Annotated in this window: 21 protein-coding genes; 4 read left to right on the top strand and 17 right to left on the bottom strand. The window is 67.4% G+C overall.

Annotated features, from left to right (window positions below; translation table 11 throughout):
* Positions 1-8: 8 nt before the first annotated feature.
* Genes pheS through infC form a run of 5 tightly spaced genes read right to left on the bottom strand, consistent with a single transcriptional unit; the run spans position 9 to position 3,224 of the window.
* Positions 9-1,049 (bottom strand): phenylalanine--tRNA ligase subunit alpha, encoded by a 1,041-nt coding sequence (gene pheS / locus G341_RS0114065; protein ID WP_018179791.1) that lies wholly within the window; start codon positions 1,047-1,049, stop codon positions 9-11.
* A gap of 47 nt (positions 1,050-1,096) precedes the next feature.
* Positions 1,097-1,933 (bottom strand): TrmH family RNA methyltransferase, encoded by an 837-nt coding sequence (locus tag G341_RS0114060; RefSeq protein ID WP_245556999.1) that lies wholly within the window; start codon positions 1,931-1,933, stop codon positions 1,097-1,099.
* Positions 1,934-1,955: 22 nt separating this feature from the next.
* Positions 1,956-2,336, bottom strand: a complete 381-nt coding sequence (gene rplT / locus G341_RS0114055) for a 50S ribosomal protein L20 (RefSeq protein WP_018179789.1) — start codon at positions 2,334-2,336, stop codon at positions 1,956-1,958.
* Positions 2,337-2,374: 38 nt separating this feature from the next.
* Positions 2,375-2,569, bottom strand: coding sequence for a 50S ribosomal protein L35 (rpmI, locus tag G341_RS0114050; RefSeq protein ID WP_018179788.1), 195 nt, complete (start codon positions 2,567-2,569; stop codon positions 2,375-2,377).
* A gap of 43 nt (positions 2,570-2,612) precedes the next feature.
* A complete protein-coding gene (gene infC, locus G341_RS0114045; protein WP_081622551.1) occupies positions 2,613-3,224 on the bottom strand; it encodes a translation initiation factor IF-3 in 612 nt (203 codons plus the stop codon).
* A 337-nt stretch (positions 3,225-3,561) separates the two neighbouring features.
* On the opposite strand from infC, the gene G341_RS0114040 reads away from it, so the two are divergent.
* Positions 3,562-3,927: a DUF1844 domain-containing protein gene (locus tag G341_RS0114040; RefSeq protein WP_043451498.1), complete on the top strand. Its 366-nt coding sequence runs from the start codon at positions 3,562-3,564 to the stop codon at positions 3,925-3,927.
* Between the two features lie 22 nt (positions 3,928-3,949).
* Here G341_RS0114040 and G341_RS0114035 read toward each other — a convergent pair whose 3' ends face one another.
* From G341_RS0114035 to uvrA, 7 genes are all read right to left on the bottom strand, one after another.
* Positions 3,950-4,708: a hypothetical protein gene (locus G341_RS0114035; RefSeq protein WP_018179785.1), complete on the bottom strand. Its 759-nt coding sequence runs from the start codon at positions 4,706-4,708 to the stop codon at positions 3,950-3,952.
* On the bottom strand, positions 4,705-5,487 hold the full coding sequence (locus G341_RS22125) for an ABC transporter ATP-binding protein (protein ID WP_018179784.1): 783 nt from the start codon (positions 5,485-5,487) through the stop codon (positions 4,705-4,707). Before G341_RS22125 ends, G341_RS0114035 begins: the two co-directional genes overlap by 4 nt.
* Complete coding sequence (locus G341_RS23095; protein ID WP_051092804.1) at positions 5,484-6,437, bottom strand: hypothetical protein; 954 nt, start codon at positions 6,435-6,437, stop codon at positions 5,484-5,486. Before G341_RS23095 ends, G341_RS22125 begins: the two co-directional genes overlap by 4 nt.
* A gap of 37 nt (positions 6,438-6,474) precedes the next feature.
* Positions 6,475-7,308: a hypothetical protein gene (locus tag G341_RS22115; protein ID WP_051092800.1), complete on the bottom strand. Its 834-nt coding sequence runs from the start codon at positions 7,306-7,308 to the stop codon at positions 6,475-6,477.
* Entirely contained in the window at positions 7,305-8,363 is a 1,059-nt protein-coding gene (locus tag G341_RS0114015) for a hypothetical protein (protein WP_018179782.1), read from the bottom strand. Before G341_RS0114015 ends, G341_RS22115 begins: the two co-directional genes overlap by 4 nt.
* Positions 8,360-9,316, bottom strand: a complete 957-nt coding sequence (locus tag G341_RS0114010) for a hypothetical protein (RefSeq protein ID WP_018179781.1) — start codon at positions 9,314-9,316, stop codon at positions 8,360-8,362. Before G341_RS0114010 ends, G341_RS0114015 begins: the two co-directional genes overlap by 4 nt.
* Before the next feature lie 106 nt (positions 9,317-9,422).
* Positions 9,423-12,350: an excinuclease ABC subunit UvrA gene (gene uvrA, locus G341_RS0114005; protein WP_018179780.1), complete on the bottom strand. Its 2,928-nt coding sequence runs from the start codon at positions 12,348-12,350 to the stop codon at positions 9,423-9,425.
* A gap of 143 nt (positions 12,351-12,493) precedes the next feature.
* On the opposite strand from uvrA, the gene G341_RS0114000 reads away from it, so the two are divergent.
* Positions 12,494-13,177 (top strand): MBL fold metallo-hydrolase, encoded by a 684-nt coding sequence (locus G341_RS0114000; RefSeq protein ID WP_018179779.1) that lies wholly within the window; start codon positions 12,494-12,496, stop codon positions 13,175-13,177.
* Between the two features lie 8 nt (positions 13,178-13,185).
* Here the strand turns inward: G341_RS0114000 and G341_RS23090 are convergent, their stop codons facing one another.
* Both G341_RS23090 and G341_RS22105 read right to left on the bottom strand, forming a co-directional pair.
* Complete coding sequence (locus tag G341_RS23090) at positions 13,186-13,806, bottom strand: TetR/AcrR family transcriptional regulator (RefSeq protein ID WP_018179778.1); 621 nt, start codon at positions 13,804-13,806, stop codon at positions 13,186-13,188.
* A complete protein-coding gene (locus G341_RS22105; RefSeq protein ID WP_018179777.1) occupies positions 13,803-14,459 on the bottom strand; it encodes a DUF3159 domain-containing protein in 657 nt (218 codons plus the stop codon). Before G341_RS22105 ends, G341_RS23090 begins: the two co-directional genes overlap by 4 nt.
* Before the next feature lie 162 nt (positions 14,460-14,621).
* On the opposite strand from G341_RS22105, the gene G341_RS0113985 reads away from it, so the two are divergent.
* On the top strand, positions 14,622-16,895 hold the full coding sequence (locus tag G341_RS0113985) for a HelD family protein (protein ID WP_018179776.1): 2,274 nt from the start codon (positions 14,622-14,624) through the stop codon (positions 16,893-16,895).
* A 76-nt stretch (positions 16,896-16,971) separates the two neighbouring features.
* On the opposite strand, the gene G341_RS0113980 is transcribed toward G341_RS0113985, so the two are convergent.
* A complete protein-coding gene (locus G341_RS0113980) occupies positions 16,972-17,421 on the bottom strand; it encodes a universal stress protein (protein WP_018179775.1) in 450 nt (149 codons plus the stop codon).
* A gap of 109 nt (positions 17,422-17,530) precedes the next feature.
* A complete protein-coding gene (gene uvrB / locus G341_RS0113975; protein WP_018179774.1) occupies positions 17,531-19,723 on the bottom strand; it encodes an excinuclease ABC subunit UvrB in 2,193 nt (730 codons plus the stop codon).
* 70 nt (positions 19,724-19,793) lie between these two features.
* Here uvrB and G341_RS0113970 point away from each other — a divergent pair, with 70 nt between their 5' ends.
* Positions 19,794-20,324 (top strand): ribonuclease FAU-1 family protein, encoded by a 531-nt coding sequence (locus G341_RS0113970; protein WP_018179773.1) that lies wholly within the window; start codon positions 19,794-19,796, stop codon positions 20,322-20,324.
* 12 nt (positions 20,325-20,336) lie between these two features.
* Here G341_RS0113970 and coaE read toward each other — a convergent pair whose 3' ends face one another.
* Entirely contained in the window at positions 20,337-21,227 is an 891-nt protein-coding gene (gene coaE, locus G341_RS0113965) for a dephospho-CoA kinase (RefSeq protein WP_043451587.1), read from the bottom strand.
* Positions 21,228-21,255 lie beyond the last annotated feature (28 nt).

Raw genomic sequence — 21,255 nt, 5'->3', positions numbered from 1 at the left:
CTGCGTATCTAGAGGGCGGGACCGAACGGCGCGGTGAACCGAATGTCACCTTCGACCATGTCGCGCATGTCGGGAATGCCGTTGCGGAACTGCAGCGTTCGCTCCAGCCCCATCCCGAAGGCGAAACCGGAGTACTCGTCGGGATCGATACCGCTGGCGCGCAGGACGTTCGGGTTGACCATGCCGCAGCCACCCCACTCGACCCAGCCGGCGCCGCCCTTCTTGGCCGGGAACCAGACGTCGACCTCGGCCGACGGCTCGGTGAACGGAAAGTAGTTGGGCCGCATACGGGTTCGGGTATCCGGGCCGAACAGGCCGCGCGCCAGCATGTCCAGGGTGCCGCGCAGATGCGCCATCGTCAGGCCCTTGTCGACGGCGAGCCCCTCGATCTGATGGAACACCGGGGTATGCGTCGAGTCGAGCTCGTCGGTGCGGAACGTGCGCCCCGGGCACGCGACGTAGATCGGCACGTCCCGGGTCAGCATCGACCGCACCTGCACGGGCGACGTGTGGGTGCGCAGCACCTGCCGCGAACCCTCCGGCGCGATGTAGAAGGTGTCCTGCATCGATCGGGCCGGGTGATCCGGCTTGAAGTTCAGGGCATCGAAGTTGAACTGCTCCGACTCGACCTCGGGCCCCTCCGCGATCTCCCAGCCCATACCGACGAAGATGTCGGCGATCTGGTCGGCGATGACCGTGATCGGATGCCGGGCGCCGACGGGCCGCCGCCGACTCGGCAGGGTCACGTCGATGGTCTCTGCAACCAGGATCTCGGCGTCGCGCCGGGCTTCCAGCACCGCATGCCGTTCGTCGTAGGCCTTAGCGACCTGACCGCGAACCACGTTGACGCGCTTACCCGCATCGGCCCGCTGGTCCTTGGGCAGCGTGCCCAGCTCGCGTCGGGCCAGTGCGATCGGCGCATGCTCGCCCATATGCGCGGTCTTGCACTCGGCAAGCGTCGCCAGATCCGGCGCCGCATCGAACGCGGCGATCGCCGCGTCGGCGGCGGCTGCGAGTGCGCTGTCGCTCAGCAGGTTGCTGTCGGTCACTGGTGGGTATCTCCTGGTTCCAGCCGTCGGGATGGGCGATTTCGAGATTAGTCGGCGTGCGCGCGGCTGCTCACGTAGAGGCATATCGAGGCCGCAGCCGCGAGGTTGAGGCTCTCGGCGCCGTCCTGGATCGGTATCGAGATGCGGTGGTCGGCGTCAGCAAGCACATCTCCCGGCAGCCCGTGCGCCTCGTTGCCGAACAGCCAGGCGACGGGCCCGGCGAGCACCGCATCGGCCTCGGGCAGCGTCAGTTCGCCGCCGCCGGCCGTGGCACAGGTCGCGATCCCGCTGGTGCGCAACCGTTTCAGCAGCTCCAGCGGATCGCCGGCGCGCACCACCGGAATGTGGAAGATGCTGCCGGCGCTGGCTCGCACGGACTTGCCGTTGTGCGGATCGACGCTCTCTCCGGCCAGCACGACGGCGTCGGCGCCCAGCGCGGCGGACGTCCGGATCAGCGTGCCGACATTGCCCGGCTCGCTGCCCGCCACGGCGATCGCGAGCAGCCGCGGCGAGGCGGCGAGAACATCGTCCAACGACGCGTCGAGCAACCCGCACACCGCGAAGAGTCCGGGCGGCGTCACCGATTCGGACAGCTTGTCGGCCGCGCGCGCGGTGATCGCCTGCACGTCGACGCCCGTGTCGACGGCGCGCCGCAGGATCTCGCGATGTCGCTCGGCGGCATCCTCGGTGACCAGCAGGACCGTGGCCCGGCCGGTTGCCAGGGCCGCATCGACGGAGTTGTAGCCCTCGGCCAGGAACAGCCCCGCTTTCCGGCGGGCGGCGCCGCGATGGAGCTTGGCATATGAAACGACCCGCGTGGAGCGCTCGGTCAAGGGGTCTGACCAGGATGCGTCCACGCGGGCCGTCTCAGTGGGTTTCGTCAAATTTCGTCAGGCCACTGCGTTTTCAGGCAGCAGGGGCGTTGACGTCGTTCGGCAGCGCCTTGCGGGCGACCTCGACCAGGCCGGTGAACGCGGCCGGGTCGGTGACGGCGATGTCGGCCAGCACCTTGCGGTCGACCTCGACACCAGCGGCCTTGAGGCCCTGGATGAGGCGGTTGTAGGTGATGTCGTTGGCCCGGGCCGCGGCGTTGATCCGCTGGATCCACAGCTTGCGGAACTCACCCTTGCGGGCGCGACGGTCCCGGTAGGCGTAGGTCAGCGAGTGGAGCTGCTGCTCCTTGGCCTTGCGGTAGAGCCGCGAACGCTGCCCGCGGTAGCCCTTGGACGCCTCCAGGGTCGAACGACGCTTCTTCTGGGCGTTGACTGCCCTTTTCACGCGTGCCATGTCATGTACCTCTTACGTATTCGGTGTGGTCGGGGGAATCAGATGTTGAGCAGTCGCTTCAACCGCGGAGCGTCGTTCTCGCTCACCACGGTCGTGCCGTCCAGGCGGCGGGTGCGACGCGACGGCTTGTGCTCCAGCAGGTGGCGACGATTCGCCTTCTGGCGCACGATCTTTCCCTTACCGGTCACCTTGAAGCGCTTCGCGGTGCCCTTGTGCGTCTTTGCTTTTGGCATGAGTGTTCCCTCGTTCTGTATGTAATGAAAATCTGTGGCCGAATTACTCGGCGGTCGGCTCGGCCTTCTCGGCGGCCGGCTGCTCGCTGGCCTGCTGAGCCTTGGCGCGCGTCTTGGCGCCCTTGTGCGGGGCCAGAACCATGGTCATGTTGCGACCGTCCTGCTTGGCGGACGTCTCGACATAGCCGTGCTCGGCGACATCGTTGCCGAGCCGCTGCAGCAGTCGGTAGCCCAGCTCTGGCCGGGACTGCTCGCGGCCGCGGAACATGATGGTCACCTTGACCTTCGATCCCGCCTCCAGGAACCGCACCACGTGACCCTTCTTGGTCTCGTAGTCGTGATCGTCGATCTTCGGTCGGAGCTTCTGCTCCTTGATGACGGTCATCTGCTGGTTGCGGCGCGATTCACGCTGCTTCTGCGCGGCTTCGTACTTGAACTTGCCGTAGTCCATGATCTTGCACACCGGCGGGCGGGCGTCAGGCGCCACCTCGACCAGGTCCAGATCGTTGTCGTACGCGAGTCGCAGGGCGTCCTCCACCCGAACGATGCCCACCTGCTCTCCGCCGGGTCCGACAAGACGAACCTCGGGGACGCGGATGCGCTCGTTGATGCGGGTCTCCGTGCTGATGGGGCCTCCTCGTTTCGTGGGCCCGATTGTGCGGACCCGGTGGTGCCTTGTATCCGGCTTCGCCGGATCGGCTGGTGTCCGACGGCGCCGGACGCGTGTTGTCTGACCAGTGGGTTCGGCGCGTTGCCCCCCGGGAAGCCCGGAAACAACAGAGCCCCGTCGAAAGACGAGGCTCAGCACCGACCGATTCATGTCAGACAGGGAACCTGCCAACACCCTCCAACGGAGGCCCACCGGGATATATTCCCTGGTGACGAACCGGAACCGAACAACTTCCGCAGGTGCGGCGTCGAGCGGTGGGAGCTGAACTCCACTTGCGCCCCCGGCGGGTGCCGAGGCGGTCGTGCATGGAAGTCTATCAGCCATGACGGCAAACTCCGATTCGAGCAATCCAGAGCCGCAGCCGGATGTGCGCGAGTTGGCCGAGATCCCCGCGATCGAGGTCATCACCAAGGCGATCGTGATGCTGATGAGCGCTGCCGCCGAGAAGCTCGGGCTCGCCGACGATCGGCCGGATGCGAGCGCGCATCTCGACCTCGATGAGGCGCGGCGGCTGATCACCTCGCTCGCCGGCCTGGTCAACGCGTCGTCGGAATACCTCGGCATTCACGCCGCCCCGATCAAGGACGGCCTCAAGGGTTTGCAGCTAGCGTTCCGGGAAGCGAGTTCGCATCCGGACGAGCCCGGCCAGGGGCCCGGCGAGAAGTTCACCGGACCGGTCCGCGGCTGACCCGTCAGACGTCTGCGATAGGTCAGACGTCGCTGCGATAGAACGCCAGCCAGCCGACGGACACGACGACCAGGCCCCCGACCGCGAACCCAACTAGCGCGCCGGCCAGACCCGCGGGCGACAGCTGAGCGGCCCCGAGGTCGTGATTGGCGATCAACCGTCCGATCACGATGTTCGGGCTCGAACCGACGACCCAGCGCTGCAGGGACCCCAGCAGCCCACCGGCAAGCGACGGTCCGAAGAGACCGACCGCGGCGACCGCCATCGCGAACAGCGGGCCGCGGGTCGCGATCCCGACCGCGGCAGCCGCGACACTCGTCGCCGACACCACCGCGCCGGCCGCGATCAGCCGCCAGAGGTCGCCCACGTGATGGTCCCCCGCGCCGGCCGCGCCGAGCACACCGACGGCGAGCCCTCCCGCCGCGATCGCGACGACGAATGTCACCGCGGCCACCGCCGAGAGCTTGCCCACATAGAAACGGCTACGGCGGCCCACCCCGACAAGAGTGGATGCGATTGCGCCGCTGTGGAATTCGGAAGCCCCGACCGCGGCCGCCCACAGGGCCAGCAGCGGAAGCACGATCTGGGTGCCGTTGCCGGCCATCCGTGCCAGCGTGAGCGTGTCATCCCCGCCCGAGCGGTTGAACGTCGCCAGCGCGACGAGGGGTGCGACGATCACCGCGAACGCCGGCGGCACCCACAGCCTCGGCACGCTGGAGAGCTTCACGAGCTCCGCCCGGGTCGCGCGGACGGTCGGCGCGACCACGCCCGCGGCGGTCACCGGTCGCCCACCAGTGCGAGATATCGATCTTCCAGCGCCGCAGCCGGATCGGCGGTCTCGTCGCCGATGAAGCCGTCAACGGTGGTGTCGGCCACGACGCGGCCGTCATCGATCACGACGATCCGGTCGGCCAGGCGGGCCACCTCGCCGAGCAGGTGGCTCGACAGCAGCACGGTCCGGCCCGCCGCGGCATAGGCGCGCAGGGTGTTTCGCAGCCACCGAATGGCCGAGGCATCCAGACCGTTGTGCGGCTCGTCCAGGATGAGCACCTGCGGCTCGCCGACGAACGCACCCGCCAACGACAACCGCTGCCGCGTGCCGAGCGACATCTGCGCCACCCGCCGATCAGCCAACTCCGCGATGCCGACCAGACTCAGCGCCCGCTCGACGGCGGGCTTCGGCAAACCGTTGGCGGCGGCCAAGATTCGCAGATGATCACGCGCGGATCGGCGCGGCTCGACGGCGTCCGGATCAAGCAGCACCCCCGCCGTCAGCAGCGGGCGCTCCCAGTCGGCAAGCGCCCGACCACCGATACGAACGGTGCCGGAGTCCAGCCGCGCCAGCCCGACGATCCCGCGGAGCACCGTGCTCTTGCCGGCCCCGTTGGGCCCGAGCAGTGCGGTGATCTGCCCCGGACGCGCCGAGAACGAGACGTCATGCAGCACCCGGATCCCATCGATCGTCTTCGCCGCCCCGGCGACGTCGATCGCCGGGCCCGTCCTGACCGAAACTCGCTCTGTGGTCTCGGGTTTCACCGCCGGTGCCGTCGCCGTGCTCATCGCGCCAGCGGCCGGCGGGTCACATGCGTACCGTCATAGTTGAGCGTCGCCCACGGCTGCGTCAGCGACACCGTCCGCAGCGGAGCACCCTTGGCGTTGCGAATCTGCTGCGCTTCCCAGGCGACGAAGCACACCGCGGCGTCACTGGAAGCCCAGTTCTGCAGGATCGGCGTCAGCTGCGCCGCCAGCGCACCCTCGGCGCTCAGGAATTGCTGCCGATACGGGCCGTAGAAAGGCAGGATTGCCTGCAGCACAACGGCGCCCACAGCCTGGGCCCGGTCGATCAACGGACTGATCCACGACATGTTGGCCGCGATCACCGGCTGCACTTCGGCGAGCAGCGGTCCCGCCAGGCTCATGATCGGCTGATAGACGCTGCCGAGCGCGAAGGCCTCGGACATGAACGGACCCGCCGCCGGTGCGACGCTGATCAACGACGACAGCCCGCCCTGCTGGTCCGGGCCCGGACTGGGCCAGCCGTACGAGCATTTCGTCGTGGCGCGCCAATCCGTCCCGCCCAGGGCGCCCGTGGCCGGCCCTTGGCCCGCCGGCCCGGTGCCGGGGACCGCCAGGGGCGCGCCGGGTGCAGCGGGTGCGGCCCCCGGAGAGGTGCCGCCGCCCAACGGAATCGATGCCGATGGCCCCGGACCGGCACCGGGGGCAGGTGCCGCGGGCGCCTTCGACGGCGCCGCGCCACCCGGCGCCACCGGATGGCTGACGACCGCGGCCGGCGCGGCCGGGTCCGTGTGCACCGCCTCGAATTTCGACTGCTCATGCGGCGCGATGATGATCGCCGCCGCCATTGCCGCGATGATCACGCCACCGGCCACGATGCGCGTAATCGTGGGCCCGAGCGGCCGGCCGCCGCGCTGCGCGATCGGGATCGGTTCCGTCACCGCGGCTCCGGCGTCGGCCGCGGGCTCCGGCTCGGTGATGTCTGTCGCCGACATGTGTTCGTCCTGTCCTGTGCTTTCTTGTTCGGGGCGGCTATCGCGCGCTGGTCACGGCCGAGCCGGACTGTCCCGGCCCGGCTTGCTGCCGCTCGAAAATGCCCGTGAGATGCCATATTCCGGTGAAGCCGTTGAAGGGGCCGCCGACGATCAGGCTCGTCCAGTCGAGGACGAATCTGCGGGTCTTCGCATCGAAGGTGCCTGCAGCACGCGCGCCCGTCGACACCGGCGCGGCCGGCGTATCCAGCCACTTCCCGGCCACGTAGTCCCACGCCTTGCCGGCGCTGTTCTGACCCGGCGCCTGGGCGCCCGTGCTGCTCACCGGTTTCGGTGCGCCCTGGTTGAAGTCCTGCCGGTTCCACGATGCTGCCCAGCTCGACAGATCGGCCGACAATTTGCCGCCCGACAGCGTCACCGTCGGCGGTGGCAGGAGCGTCTTCGTCTGCGGATCAACCCGATTCGTCGAGATACCGAAGTCGACGGCGAAGAACTTCGTCGGCGTGATGATCGCGTTGGACAGCGAGCCGCCGTTCCCGTCGAATGCCGGGACCGGCTGCGACTGATACGACCCGCTCCACAGGCCACCCGAACGCCCGGGTGTCAGGAGAGTCGCGAGGCCGCCGTCGGCGGGCGAATCGGCGTTGATCATGTACGGCCCACTGTCGGGTTTACCGCCGGGCTGCAGCATCCGGAACCAGGTGCCGGCCAGTTTGCCGTCGGAAAATGTCCCCGGATCAAGGCGAAACAAGCCGACCAGGCTGCCATCGGGCACCTTGCTGTCGTTGTTGCTCGACGAACAGGCAGCGATCACGGTGAGCAGCAGCGCGAAGGCGAGCACGGCCCCGCGGGCGTACCACTGGCGTCGGATCATCGATCATCTCCTGATTCGGGTGAAGCCGATCGGGTTCCACCGGTTGTGCTTTCCGATAGCGATCGCCGTCGCGCCGGCCACACGGACGCGGCCGCGAGCGCGATCAGCAGCGCACCCGCCACCGCGATGGCCGGTGTCGCGGCTCGGAACCCGGACCATTCGGATACCGGCGACAGCTCCGAAAATGCTTGTAGTTGGGCGAAATTCGCAAGATTGTCATTGATCGCCCCGGTGAGCGTGGCGAAGTCCGCAGACGCGGCCGGCCAACCATCACGCACCCGTGTCAGCTCGGCTCGCTCGGTCGGATCCAACGGCGTCGACAGCAGTTGCGCGTCCACCTCACCAACCGCACCCACCAGCACCACGAAATCCTGTTGCAGGGCCCGCACCTGCTGCTCGGTCATCACCGGCGTGAACCGGCTGACCAGCGCGTCGGCGTTGCGGCCCGTGTCGGCCAGACCACTGACGAACGGATACGCCAGCACCACGGCCCCGACCAGGACGGTCGCTGCCATCGCCCGCCGCACGGTGCGCCGTTCGCCGCTCCACGCCGCCCCCGCGGCCACGAGCGTGGCCAGTCCGGCGCCGACCAGCAGCAGGGGCAGTCGGTCGAGCCCAGTCACCCTGTGCAGTCGGTCGAAGTCCGCCATTCCGCCGCCGACCGTGTCGAGCAGTCGCCGGTTGCGATCGTCGATCCCGCCCGCGTCGGCGAGGAACGCGTCGATCCGTGGATAGTCCCCGACCGCCACATCGTGGTCCCGATATACCGTGCGCAACGTGTTGGCCTCGGCCGCAAACAGATCCAGATCGCCGCGGTACTTCGCGAGGTTGGCGTCGGTGAGCAACGGGGCGAAGTTCGTCATCAGCTGGTTCGCCGACGCCGCCTTGGCGAACATCGACGTGGCGAATGGCGTGATGATCAGCACGAGGCCGACCACCGCCAGGATGACGACCGTCACCGTCCGTCGTCCGGTCGAATCCGTCGGAGCGGCAATCGGTGTCGCGTCGACGAGGTCGAGCACGGGCCGATCCGCCGCCGCGGACGCCACGGTCACGAGCGTCGCCGCCGGAACAGCCGGTCCGCATTGGTGAGCACCGCCGAGGCCACCGCGACCAGCGCCACGACTCCCCCGGTGAGCCACGGCGACGACAGCGCCGAACTCTGTGCCACCGGTCGGACGGTGATGTTGTTGCTGACTTGCGGCTGCTGGGCCGCGACCGCCGGCGCACCCGCGGCCGGCTGACCCGGCGTCTTTCCCGGTGCCGCAGCCGGATTCGTGCCCGGCGCCCCACCCGCCGCCGGCGCCGTCGCACCCGGGGCCCCGGCGACCTTGCCGGTCAGATGCCAGAGTCCGGTGAAGTTGTTGAAGGGCCCGCCGACGATCTGGCTGGTCCATTCGAGCACGTAGTCACCGGTCTGCGAGTTGTAGGTGCCACGCACCGGGGACGTCTTGCCCGAATACGCCCCACCGGGTTTCGGCGCGCCCTGGTTGAAGACCTGTTTGTTCCAGAACGCTCCGAACGCGCTGAGATCGCCGCTGAGCGTGCCTCCGTCGTTGAAGATCCGCGGCGTCGCGGTCTGCTGACCGGTCTGCGGATCGATATGGCTGGTCGCCGTCGCGAAGCCGACACCGTAGAAGCGCAGCGGCGCGGTCACCGACCCCGTGGTCGCGTTGCCGCCGGCGTCCCAGCTGTTCTGCGGCTGCGGCTGATAGGAACCGCTACGCAGGCCGCCGCCGGTGCCCGGCGACAGCGGGGTGATGGTCTTGTCGGAGCAGGTCGAGTCGCCGTTGGCGAGGAACGGCCCATTGGTGTTGCCGGCGGGCAGAATCATCCGGAAGTAGGAACCGGTGGCGCTGCCTCCGCCACAAGAACCGGCCGTGACGCCGAACAGGCCGTCGATGGGTGTCGGCGCGGCATGCGCAACACCGCTGGTCAGCGCCGCGGGCACGGCAAGAACCGTCACCGCACCCACGAATGCCGCGCCGCGTTTGATCGAATCGAGCATTCCACGGACGCTATCCGCGGCAGGCTCGCTTGCCACTGTTTGCGATCTGCGTGCTCTAAACGGCGATTAAAATCTGCCGATTCACGCCGCGGCGGCCCGACGCGGCTCAGCCCGCTTTGGCGGCCACTTTCTTCCGCGGCGCCGCCTTCTTACGAACCGTCGTCTTGGTCGAGGCCCGCGGTGTGAGCAGTTCGGCGAGGAACTTGCCGGTGTAGCTGCCGGGCACCTGCGACACATCCTCGGGCGTGCCCTGGGCGACGACGGTGCCGCCGCCCGACCCGCCCTCGGGGCCCATGTCGATGATCCAGTCGGCAGTCTTGATGACGTCCAGGTTGTGCTCGATGACGATCACCGTGTTGCCCTTGTCGACCAGTCCGTCGATGACGCCGAGCAGCTTGCGGATGTCCTCGAAGTGCAGGCCGGTCGTCGGCTCGTCCAGCACGTACACGGTGCGGCCGGTCGACCGCTTCTGCAGCTCCGACGCCAGCTTCACGCGCTGCGCCTCGCCGCCCGACAGCGTCGTCGCCGGCTGACCCAGCCGCACGTAGCCGAGGCCGACCTCAACCAGCGTCTTGAGGTACCGGTGGATCGAGGTGACCGGCTCGAAGAACTCGGCGGCCTCCTCGATCGGCATGTCGAGCACCTCGGAGATGGTCTTGCCCTTGTAGTGCACCTCGAGCGTTTCGCGGTTGTACCGCGCGCCATGGCACACCTCGCACGGCACGTAGACGTCCGGCAGGAAGTTCATCTCGATCTTGATCGTTCCCTCGCCGGTGCATGCCTCACACCGACCGCCCTTGACGTTGAACGAGAACCGACCCGGTTGGTAGCCACGGACTTTCGCCTCCGTGGTCGCGGCGAACAGCGTCCGGATCTTGTCGAACACGCCGGTGTAGGTGGCCGGGTTCGATCGCGGGGTCCGCCCGATCGGCGACTGGTCGACCCGCACCAGCTTGTCGAGCTGATCGAGCCCGTTGATCCGGGTGTGCCGGCCGGCGACCTGCCGGGCGCCGTTGAGCTTGTTGGCCATCACCGTCGCGAGGATGTCGTTCACCAGCGTCGACTTGCCCGATCCGGACACACCGGTAACGGCTGTCAGCACGCCCAGCGGGAAGCTGACGTCGATCCCGCGCAGGTTGTGCTCCTTCGCGCCGACGACGGTGACCTGGCGCTTCTTGTCGACCGGCCGCCGGATCTGCGGCACCGGCAGTTCTTCCCGGCCGGAAAGATATGCGCCGGTGAGGGATTCCGGATTCGCGAGCAGCTCCTTGTAGCTGCCGGAGTGCACGACCTGTCCCCCGTGCTCACCCGCCCGTGGTCCGATGTCGACGATCCAGTCAGCGGAACGGATGGTGTCCTCGTCATGCTCGACGACGATCAGCGTGTTGCCGATGTCCCGGAGCCGGCTGAGCGTGTCGATGAGGCGACGATTGTCGCGCTGATGCAGGCCGATGGACGGCTCGTCGAGGACGTACAGCACACCCGCCAGACCCGACCCGATCTGCGTCGCGAGCCGAATACGTTGCGCCTCACCGCCGGACAGCGATCCCGCGGCGCGCGACAGCGTCAGATATTCGAGGCCGACATCGAGCAGGAACCGGATCCGCGCCTGCACCTCCTTCAGAACCCGGCCGGCGATGGCCGCCTGCCGCGAGCTCAGGCTCAGGCCGTCGAGGTACTCGGCGCATTCGGCCACCGACAGCGCACACACCTCGGAGATCGACTTCGGGCCGAGCGACGGATGATCCAGGGTCACCGCGAGAATCTCGGGGCGTAGCCGGGCGCCGTCACAGACCGGGCACGGCACATCCCGCAGGTAGCCCTCGATCTTCTCCTTGACCCAGTCCGACTCGGTCTGGTCCATCTTGCGCTGCAGGTACGGCATCACACCCTCGAACTCGGTGTAATACGATCTGGTACGTCCGTACCGGTTGCGGAACTTGACGTGCACCTGATGCTCGCTGCCGTTCAGCAGCGCCTTCTTGGCCTTGGCGGGCAGCCGCTTCCAGGGGGTGTCGACGTCGAACCCCATCTCGTCGCCGAGGCCGCTCATCAGCCGGACGAAGTAGTCGGAGTTCGGTCCGCCCGACCACGGCGCGAGCGCACCCTCCGACAGCGTCATCTCCGGGTCCGGCACGACCAGCTCTTCGTCGATCTCCTTGCGGATGCCGAGGCCGTCGCATTCGGGGCAGGCGCCGTACGGCGAGTTGAACGAAAACGACCGCGGCTCAAGGTCATCGATGGCGATCGGATGATTGTTGGGGCAGGCCATCTTCTCGGAGAAGCGGCGCTCGCGCACCGGGTCGTTCTCGTCGAGATCGACGAAGTCGAGCACGACGACGCCATCCGCGAGACCAAGGGCGGTCTCCACCGAATCGGTCAGGCGCTGCTTGGACGACGCCTTGACCGCCAAACGGTCGACCACGACCTCGATGTCGTGCTTCTCCTGCTTCTTCAGCTTCGGCGGATCGGCGAGCGAGTACACGATGCCGTCGATCCGGGCGCGCGAATAGCCCTGCGTCTGCAGTGACGCGAACAGATCCACGAACTCGCCCTTGCGCGTCCGCACCACCGGCGCCAGCACCTGGAATCGCAGCCCCTCGTCGAGCTCCAGGACTCGGTCGACGATCTGCTGCGGAGTCTGCTTCGCGATCCGCTCCCCACACGTCGGGCAGTGCGCGATGCCCGCCCGCGCGTACAGCAGGCGCAGGTAGTCGTAGACCTCCGTGATGGTGCCGACCGTCGACCGCGGGTTGCGGTTGGTCGACTTCTGGTCGATGGAGACGGCCGGCGACAGGCCCTCGATGAAGTCGACATCGGGCTTGTCCATCTGCCCGAGGAACTGCCGCGCGTAGGCCGACAGCGACTCGACGTAGCGCCGCTGCCCCTCGGCGAAGATGGTGTCGAACGCCAGGCTCGATTTGCCCGAGCCCGACAACCCGGTGAAGACGATCAGCGCGTCACGCGGAATGTCGATGTCGATGCCGCGCAGGTTGTGCTCCCGCGCACCGCGCACGATCAGGCGATCGGCCAAAACTCACCAGTCCTCGAGGTCGAGTGGAACGGAGATGGGCAGCATCCCGCGCCCAACCACAAACGTGATGAACCACGTGGATGTTCCTTCTGGCCAATGCTAGATCGCCCCACCGACAAGATCGCCGCACTACCCTGACCACCATGACTCAGGGCGCACTCGAGATAACAGACGACTACACCGGCCACATCGAAGACCAGTCGATCGCGCAACGCCGCACCACTCCGGTCGCCACCGTCATCAAGATGTCGGTCGGGCCGATGGACAACAACGCCTACCTGGTCACCTGCACCGCGACCGGTGCCACCCTGCTCATCGACGCGGCCAACGAGGCCGACCGCCTGCAGGAGCTGCTCACGGCCGCCGGCGCCAAGCCCGACTTGATCTTCACCACACACCGGCATCCCGACCACTGGTTCGCGCTCGCCGACGTCAAGGCCGCCACCGGCGCCCCGACCTGGGCCGGTCGCTACGACGACGAGGGCATCCCGGTCGATTCCGATCACCTGGTCGAGGACGGCGAGACCGTCAGCGTCGGGGACCTGCGGCTGACCGCGATCCACCTCAAAGGTCATACGCCGGGTTCGATCGCCCTCGCCCTGGACGACGGAACGCGCACGCACATCTTCAGCGGCGACTCGTTGTTCCCGGGCGGCGTCGGCAAGACGCAGAACGAGGACGATTTCGCGTCACTGATCGACGACGTCAGCACCAAGCTGTTCGACCGCTACGGCGATGACACGGCCATCTATCCGGGCCATGGCGACGACACCACGCTCGGCACCGAGCGGTCGAGCCTGCCGGAATGGCGCGAACGCGGCTGGTGATCGCCCATTCACGCCTGCGCCGCGTCGGTCGACTCGCGGGCGCGGTCTCGGTCGTCGCCGAACCCGACGCAGAGCCGGAAGAACATGTCGGCATGTAGCGCGGCTACCTGATCGACCGGAATCACCCGGGTCAGCGCCAGCATCACCGCTCCATGGCCCATCGTCCACACCTCACCCGCCCACATCGCCGGACGATGCTGCTCGTCGGGGTGGAATCGTTCGTGCTCGATGCAGCGGGCGATCAATTCGCCCAATCGCGCGAACACGCGCGCGCCGGGATCGTCGGCGTCGTCCGGTGGTTGATCGACGAACATCAGGCGATACATCGCCGGATTCGCACAGCCGTGCTCGACCTGGATCGCGGCCGCACGCGCGAGGTCGGCGACCGGATCGTCTGTTGCGGCCACGGAGTCGAGAGCGCTGAGCAGTCGGCTGATCGCCTCCCGGCGGACCCGGCGATGAACATCGTCCATGCTCCCGAAGTAGGTGTAGACGGCCGTCGTGGACGTGTCCGCCTCGCGAGCGAGACGCCGGGTGGTCAGCGCGGCCCGACCCTCGGTCCCCAGAATCCTGATCGCCGCGTCTGTCAACGCGTTGCGGATGCCGGGATCGAGCGCGCGCGGGCTCACGTGTGACCCTCGGCGCGACGGATCGACCAGGCCCAGACGCCGCCGACGATCGCCCACAGCGGATAGTTGACGACGACGCGCGCCAGTGCCATCGCGCCGGCCTCGTCGTGCCGATAGAACCAGAGCTGCGTCGCGGCGCGAAGAATGAATACAGCAACGGCGACCGCAGTCGCAATGCTGTAGCCGCTCAACGCTTTCCGGTCCCTACGCCAGCGCATCGACGTACCGTTCAGCGAGCTCCACACGACCCCGGCGAGCGGCCATCGCACGACGATCGATACCGCCAGCGCCACCGCGCAGATCGCGTATCCCCAGATGTCCGGCAGGAAGTAGTCTCGCGCCTCGCCGGTCCGATACGCGATAACCGACGAGACGAGCACACCCACGACGCCACCGATCGCGGGCCGGATCGTCAGTCGCCGCATCCGCCGCGCGATGAGGATCAGCAGGGCGACCGCAAACGCCGCCATCGCGGCGGCGGCGATCCCGAGAATCGACTGCACGGCCACGAACAACAACGACGGGATCGACGACTGGATAAGGCCACTGAGCCCGCCGATCTGCTCCCAGGCGGTCCGTGGCCGGTCATGCGTTCGTTCGGGAGCTGCGCGCCGGTCGGCGCCCGGTCGCCGAGCAGTCGAACACTGATCCATACACCCGTTGTATAACACTGTTACGTTACGGTCAAGACCGCATTTCGCGGTGTGCCCGAGGAGACAGTCCGCACGCCACCCGCGACCCCGCGAACGTCAGTAGACTGGATCGTCGTTTCACCCCTGCCGCATTTCCGTGCGGGGACGGATCCAGAAGGACCAATGACCGCAGACAACGATCTCCTCGCTCCCGAGCAGGAGCACCTCGATCGGCTCTACGCCCGTCTCGACCGGATGCGCGCCAACACCAACCGTCGGCTGTCGGATTCGCTGAAGGAGACCGACGGCACGCCGCAGGCGCTGTCCGAGCGCGAGTCGTACGAGCGCATGTACACCGAGGATCTGACGAAACTCGACGCCGCCGAGCACAACCTGTACTTCGGCCGGCTGGACATGGACGCGGACGAAGACGGCACCACCGAAGTCCGGCGGATCGGACGCATCGGCGTGCTGGACGACGACGAGCAGGATTCGACGCTGCTGCTGGACTGGCGCGCCCCGATGGCCCGCCCGTTCTATCTGGCGACGCCGGCATCGCGCGAGCACGTGCACATCCGGCGCCACATCCGCACCCGCAACCGCAAGGTCACCGCGGTCAACAGCGAGGTGCTCGCCAGCAGCTCGGCCACCGACACTGATTCGCCGACCGCCGCGCACGGCGATGTCGTCAACGAGTCGGCACTGATCGACGCGCTCAACACCGCGCGCACCGGCCAGATGTCGGACATCGTGGAAACCATTCAGCGCGAGCAGGATCTGATCATCCGGTCGCCGCACCGCGGGGTCATGGTGGTGCAGGGCGGGCCCGGCACCGGCAAGACCGCGGTCGCGCTGCATCGTGCCGCCTATCTGCTGTACACATATCGGGACACGTTGTCGCGCAGCGGCGTCCTGATCATCGGACCCAACTCGGTCTTCCTCAACTACATCGGCCAGGTGCTCCCCTCGCTCGGCGAAAGCGGCGTGCTCCTGTCGACCATCGGCAACCTCTACCCCGGCGTCACCGCGGCTCGGCGCGAGTCGCGCGCCACCGCGGCGGTGAAGGGCGACCTGCGGATGGTCGAGGTGATGAAGCAGGCTGTGCGCGAACGGCAGATCCTGCCCGGCCACCCGATCGAGGTCCGCTTCGACGGGCATCCCCTGCGCATCGACAACAAGCTGATCCGCAAGGCGCGCGGCCGTGCCCGGTCGTCGAGGCGCACCCACAACGTCGCGCGCCCGGTATTCCTGCGGGCCGCCTTCGACGAACTCGCGGCCCAGCACGCCGCGCGGATCGGCACATCGACCCTCGATGGCTCGCAGCTGCTGAGCGGCAGTGACATCGCGGAGATCCGCAACGAGATGCGCGAGGATCCGGCGATCGTCCGGGAACTCGATCGCTGCTGGCCGCTGCTCACCCCGGAGCGGGTGCTGGCCGACCTGCTCGCCTCACCCGACCGTATTGCCGCCGCTACCCCCGAATGGTCGGCACGGGATCGAGAGCTACTGCAGCGCAGCCGTTCCGAGGATACGGCGACCGAGTTCTCGGCGAGCGATGCGCCGTTGCTGGACGAACTGGCCGAGATCATCGGCATCGATGACGACGACGAGCGGCAGCAGCAGGAGTGGCGCCGCAAGATCGCCGAGGCACAGGAGGCGCTCGACATCCTGACCGGCTCGGCGCCACAGGATCTGGAGGACGAACTCGATCCCGAGATCCTGATGGCCTACGACCTGATCGACGCCGAGCAGCTCGCTCAGCGCCAGGTTCGACGCACGTCGATGACCACCGCCGAACGCGCCTACAACGATCGCACCTGGACGTTCGGGCACGTGGTCATCGATGAGGCCCAAGAACTCTCGCCGATGGCGTGGCGAATGATCATGCGCCGCATCCCCAATCGATGGATGACGGTGATCGGCGACACCGCACAGACCGGCGACCTGGCCGGAACCACGTCGTGGAATGCGGTGCTTGAACCCTATGTGGCGAAGCGCTGGCGGCAGTTCGATCTGACCGTCAACTACCGGACCCCGGCGGAGATCATGGCCGTAGCGGCGCCGGTGCTAGCCGCCATCGACCCCGATCTGCCTGCGCCGGAATCGATCCGGTCGACGGGACGCAAGCCGGTGTGGCGCGAGGTCTGGGACACCGACGAGATCGCCGCGACCGCGATCGCCGAGGCGACGGCCGATCTCGACGACGGCATCTGCGCGATCATCGTCCCGGATGCGATGGCGGGGACGCTGACGGTGGACGACGAGCGGGTATCCGTCTTGACCGTCGGCGAATGCAAGGGCCTGGAGTTCGATCGCACCGTCGTCGTGGAGCCCGCGGCGATCGTGGGCCAGACCGCCCGCGGCCTGAGCGACCTGTATGTGGCCCTCACCCGTGCGACCCAGGACCTGGTCGTGGTGCATGCCGAGCCGCTGCCGGACGTGCTGGTCCTCGACTAGCTCCGAATACAGCGCACCCGAATACAGCGAAAGGGCCGGACGGTACTCACCGTCCGGCCCTTTCGGCTGGTAAACGTCAGTTGTACGTGTGGACGATCAGCACGTCGCTCTTCGACTTGCGCGACACGTCGGCCGGAACCGAGCCGAGCACGCGTCCCGCGATCGAGTTGAGGCCGCGGTTACCGATGACCAGCAGATCGGCGCTGGATTCGACGGCCAGCTTCAGCAGCGCGTCGACCGGGGCGCCGATGACCGACTGGCGCTCGATGTTCTTGGCGCCGGCGGCAGTGGCCCGCTCGGCAGCGGTGCGCAGGATGCTGTCGGTGGGTGCCGAGCCGTGGACCTGGTAGGCCTCGTCCTTGAGGGCGTCGGACGCCGAGGCGACGTTGCGGTCCTCCTCCGGGAAGTACGCGCAGGCGATAATCAGCTTGGCCGAGTCGCCGGCGACGGCGGCGGCGCGATCAACGGCCTTCAGCGAGGGCTCCGATCCGTCCGTACCCACGACGATCGTCTGGTAGGCGCTCATGTTTAACCATTTCCTCCTGGTTGGGGGGCGTTCTGATCAGCGACATTAGTCGGTAACGAACGCTAATGCCCGTAATTCGTGCGGATAGCCACACGCGTCACATTTGCGGCTATTTGATACCTGCGGCATCCATACCGCGCAGTTCCTTCTTGAGATCTGCAATTTCGTCCCGCAATCGCCCTGCCAGCTCGAACTGCAGCTCGCGGGCCGCATTCATCATCTGATCGGTGAGGCTGGCAATGAGATCGGCCAATTCGGCGCGCGGCATGGCCGATATGTCGCGCTTCTCGATCACCCCGGCGCTCGGTGTCTTGCTCAGCTCGCCCTGTGACCGGCGCCCGCGGCTGGCATTGCGCCCGGATCCGCCGACCGGAATCGACTCGGTGTCGTCGGCCTCTTGGTAGACCTGATCCAGAATGTCGGCGATCTTCTTGCGCAACGGCTGCGGGTCGACGCCCATCTTCTTGTTGTAGGCGATCTGCTTTTCGCGTCGGCGTTCGGTTTCGTCGATCGCATAGCGCATCGAGTCGGTGATCTTGTCCGCATACATGTGCACCTGACCGGACACATTTCGTGCCGCGCGGCCGATCGTCTGAATAAGGCTGGTGGTGCTGCGTAGGAAGCCTTCCTTGTCGGCATCGAGGATCGCGACGAGCGACACCTCCGGCAGATCCAGCCCCTCACGCAGCAGGTTGATACCTATCAAGACGTCGTACTCGCCCAGCCGCAGCTGCCTGAGCAACTCGACGCGACGTAGAGTGTCGACCTCCGAATGCAGGTAACGCACCCGGATACCCAACTCGAGCAGATAGTCGGTGAGATCCTCAGCCATCTTCTTGGTGAGCGTGGTGACCAGCACTCGTTCGTCGCGGTCTGCCCGCTCGCGGATCTCGTGCACCAGATCGTCGATCTGGCCCTTGGTGGGCTTGATGATCACCTCGGGATCGACGAGCCCGGTCGGCCGGATGACCTGCTCGACGAATTCACCTCCGGTGCGGCCCAGTTCGTACGGACCCGGGGTCGCCGACAGGTACACGGTCTGACCGATCCGGTCGGCGAACTCGTCCCACGTCAGCGGCCGGTTGTCGACCGCGGACGGCAGCCGGAACCCGTAGTCGACCAGGTTGCGCTTGCGCGACATGTCGCCCTCGTACATCGCACCGATCTGCGGCACCGTCACGTGCGACTCGTCGATCACCAGGAGGAAGTCCTCCGGGAAATAGTCGATCAGGGTCGCGGGAGCCGTGCCGGGGCCACGGCCGTCAATATGCCGCGAGTAGTTCTCGATACCGCTGCAGAATCCGACCTGCTTCATCATCTCGATGTCATAGTCGGTGCGCATCCGAAGTCGCTGCGCCTCCAGCAGTTTCCCCTGCTTCTCGAACTCGGCCAGCCGATGCTCGAGCTCCTCCTCGATCCCGCTGATCGCCTTGGCCATGCGTTCCGGGCCCGCGACGTAGTGGGTGGCGGGGAAGATGCGCAGATTCTCGACCTGGCGCACCACATCGCCGGTGAGCGGGTGCAGGTAGTACAGCGCCTCGATCTCGTCGCCGAAGAACTCGATCCGCACGGCCAGCTCTTCGTACGACGGGATGATCTCGACCGTGTCGCCGCGCACCCGGAAGGTGCCGCGAGTGAACGCGTGGTCGTTGCGGTTGTACTGCACGTCGACGAGCAGCCGCAGCAGCGCGTCGCGATCGACCTCCTGCCCCACGTCCAGCTGCACCGACCGATCCAGGTACGACTGCGGCGTGCCCAGGCCATAGATGCAGGACACCGACGCGACCACCACGACGTCGCGGCGTGACAGCAGGTTGGACGTGGCCGAGTGCCGCAGCCGCTCGACGTCGTCGTTGATCGAGCTGTCCTTCTCGATATAGGTATCGGTCTGCGCGATATACGCCTCGGGCTGGTAGTAGTCGTAGTACGAGACGAAGTACTCAACGGCGTTGTTCGGCAACATGTCTCGCAGCTCATTGGCCAGCTGCGCGGCGAGCGTCTTGTTGGGTGCCATCACCAGTGTCGGCCGCTGCAGCTTCTCGATCAGCCAGGCCGTGGTCGCCGACTTGCCGGTACCGGTGGCGCCCAGCAGCACGACGTCCTTCTCGCCGCCGGTGATCCGGCGCTCCAGGTCGGCGATGGCCTCCGGCTGATCTCCGGCAGGCTTGTGTTCGGAGACCACCTCGAAGTGGCCGCCGGTCCGCTCGATCTCCACGATCGGACGGAACTCCGAATGCGCCAGCACCTCGGGGTGCGACCGGTCGGGGTGCGCCTCGTCTGAGATCTCCGCAGCAAAAGCCATGCCCCCAGGGTAGGCGGCCGGTACGACATTCATCCCCCGTGCGGCTGCATCCCGCCGGTAGGCTGCGGCAATGGCCGACCTGCACGCCCCGAAGCACGAGACCTTCGACGTCGCAGCGATGACCAACGTCGACCCCAAGGGGTTCGTGCGGCAGGTCGACGAATACCGCAGGACGGATTTCGGCCTCTATATGGCGCGGCCGTCCGACCATCCCGAGTTCTGGTATCTGCAGTCCTGGCTGCTGCCGACGTTCGGGCTGCGCGCCAGCATCTTTCACTTCACCGCCGGCCACGACAAGGGTTGGCGGTACTACCTGGACATCGCCGCGATCACCGAGGAGAACGGCGTCTGGCACACCGAGGACTGGTATCTCGACCTGCTGGATCGTCCCGATCAGCCGCTGGAGCTCGTCGACGTCGATGAGCTCTTTGAGGCTCATCGAGCCGGGTACCTCGACATGGACGCCTGCGTGCGTGCGGTGGAGATCGCGACCCAGACACTCGCGGGCGCGGCCACCCACGGCGACGTCATGAGTTGGCTTGCCGCCTGCGAGGCGCCGCTGACCTGGATCGATCCCTCGGATCGATCGGATCGGCGCTGAACGGTCGTCTCGTCAGCCCGCGGCGACGTCCATCGTGATCGCGGCCGGCCGGAACGGGTCGGCCGAACCGTACGAGCCCGCGGCCGCCTGGGGAAATCCGCCCTCCCGCAAGGGTTCTGCCAGTTTGTGCGCGCTATCGGCGTCGGGGACGACGACTCGCACCGAACTATCTGCCGCTGAGGTGCATTCGATCGTCGCCGCCAGGCCGCCGCAGACCGCCCACAACCGGGCGACCAACCGCTGTGCGTCCGGACCCCACGGTTCGTCGACAGCGACCGCCGGTGCGATCGTCCCGCTGCGGATATTCGCCTCGAACGGGACCAGCCGGTCGTCCCATAGCGCGCCGACCACCGGCTCCAGGTCGTCTGGGGCGCCGGTGTTGTCGATCCACACGTCAGCAACCGCTCGCCGCTGCTCCTCGGTCGCCTGGGCGGCGATCCGGGCCCGCGCATCCTCTTCGCCCATGCCGCGCTGACCGGTCAGGCGGCGGACCCGCTCTTCGACATCGGCGTGGACGATGATCACCAGATGGAACAGGGGCGCCAACCCGCCTTCCACTAGCAGCGGAATGTCCTGCAGCACAATCCCGTCCGCGGGCGCGGCCCCGATCATCTCGGTGGTACGGGCGCCGATCAGCGGATGGGTGATGCCGTTGAGTGTCAGTCGATTCTCTTCGTTGGCGAACGCGATCGCGGCCAGCGCCGGCCGGTCCAGCGACCCGTCGTCGGCGAGGACACCGGTACCGAACGCCTCGACGATCCGTTCCAGCCCCGGCGTTCCGGGCGCAACGACCTCGCGAGCGATCTTGTCCGAGTCGACGAGGTAGGCGCCGCGCTCGGTGAGCACCCGAGCGACCGTCGACTTGCCGGCACCGATACCGCCCGTCAGGCCAATCCGAATCACTCCGCGATCCTTGCACACCTGAGAACAG

The sequence above is a fragment of the Jongsikchunia kroppenstedtii DSM 45133 genome (assembly GCF_000380485.1).
GTDB classification, from domain to species: Bacteria; Actinomycetota; Actinomycetes; order Mycobacteriales; family Mycobacteriaceae; genus Jongsikchunia; species Jongsikchunia kroppenstedtii.
Note: the sequence above shows the minus strand (reverse complement) of the source record. Positions and strands in the feature narration are given on the sequence as shown.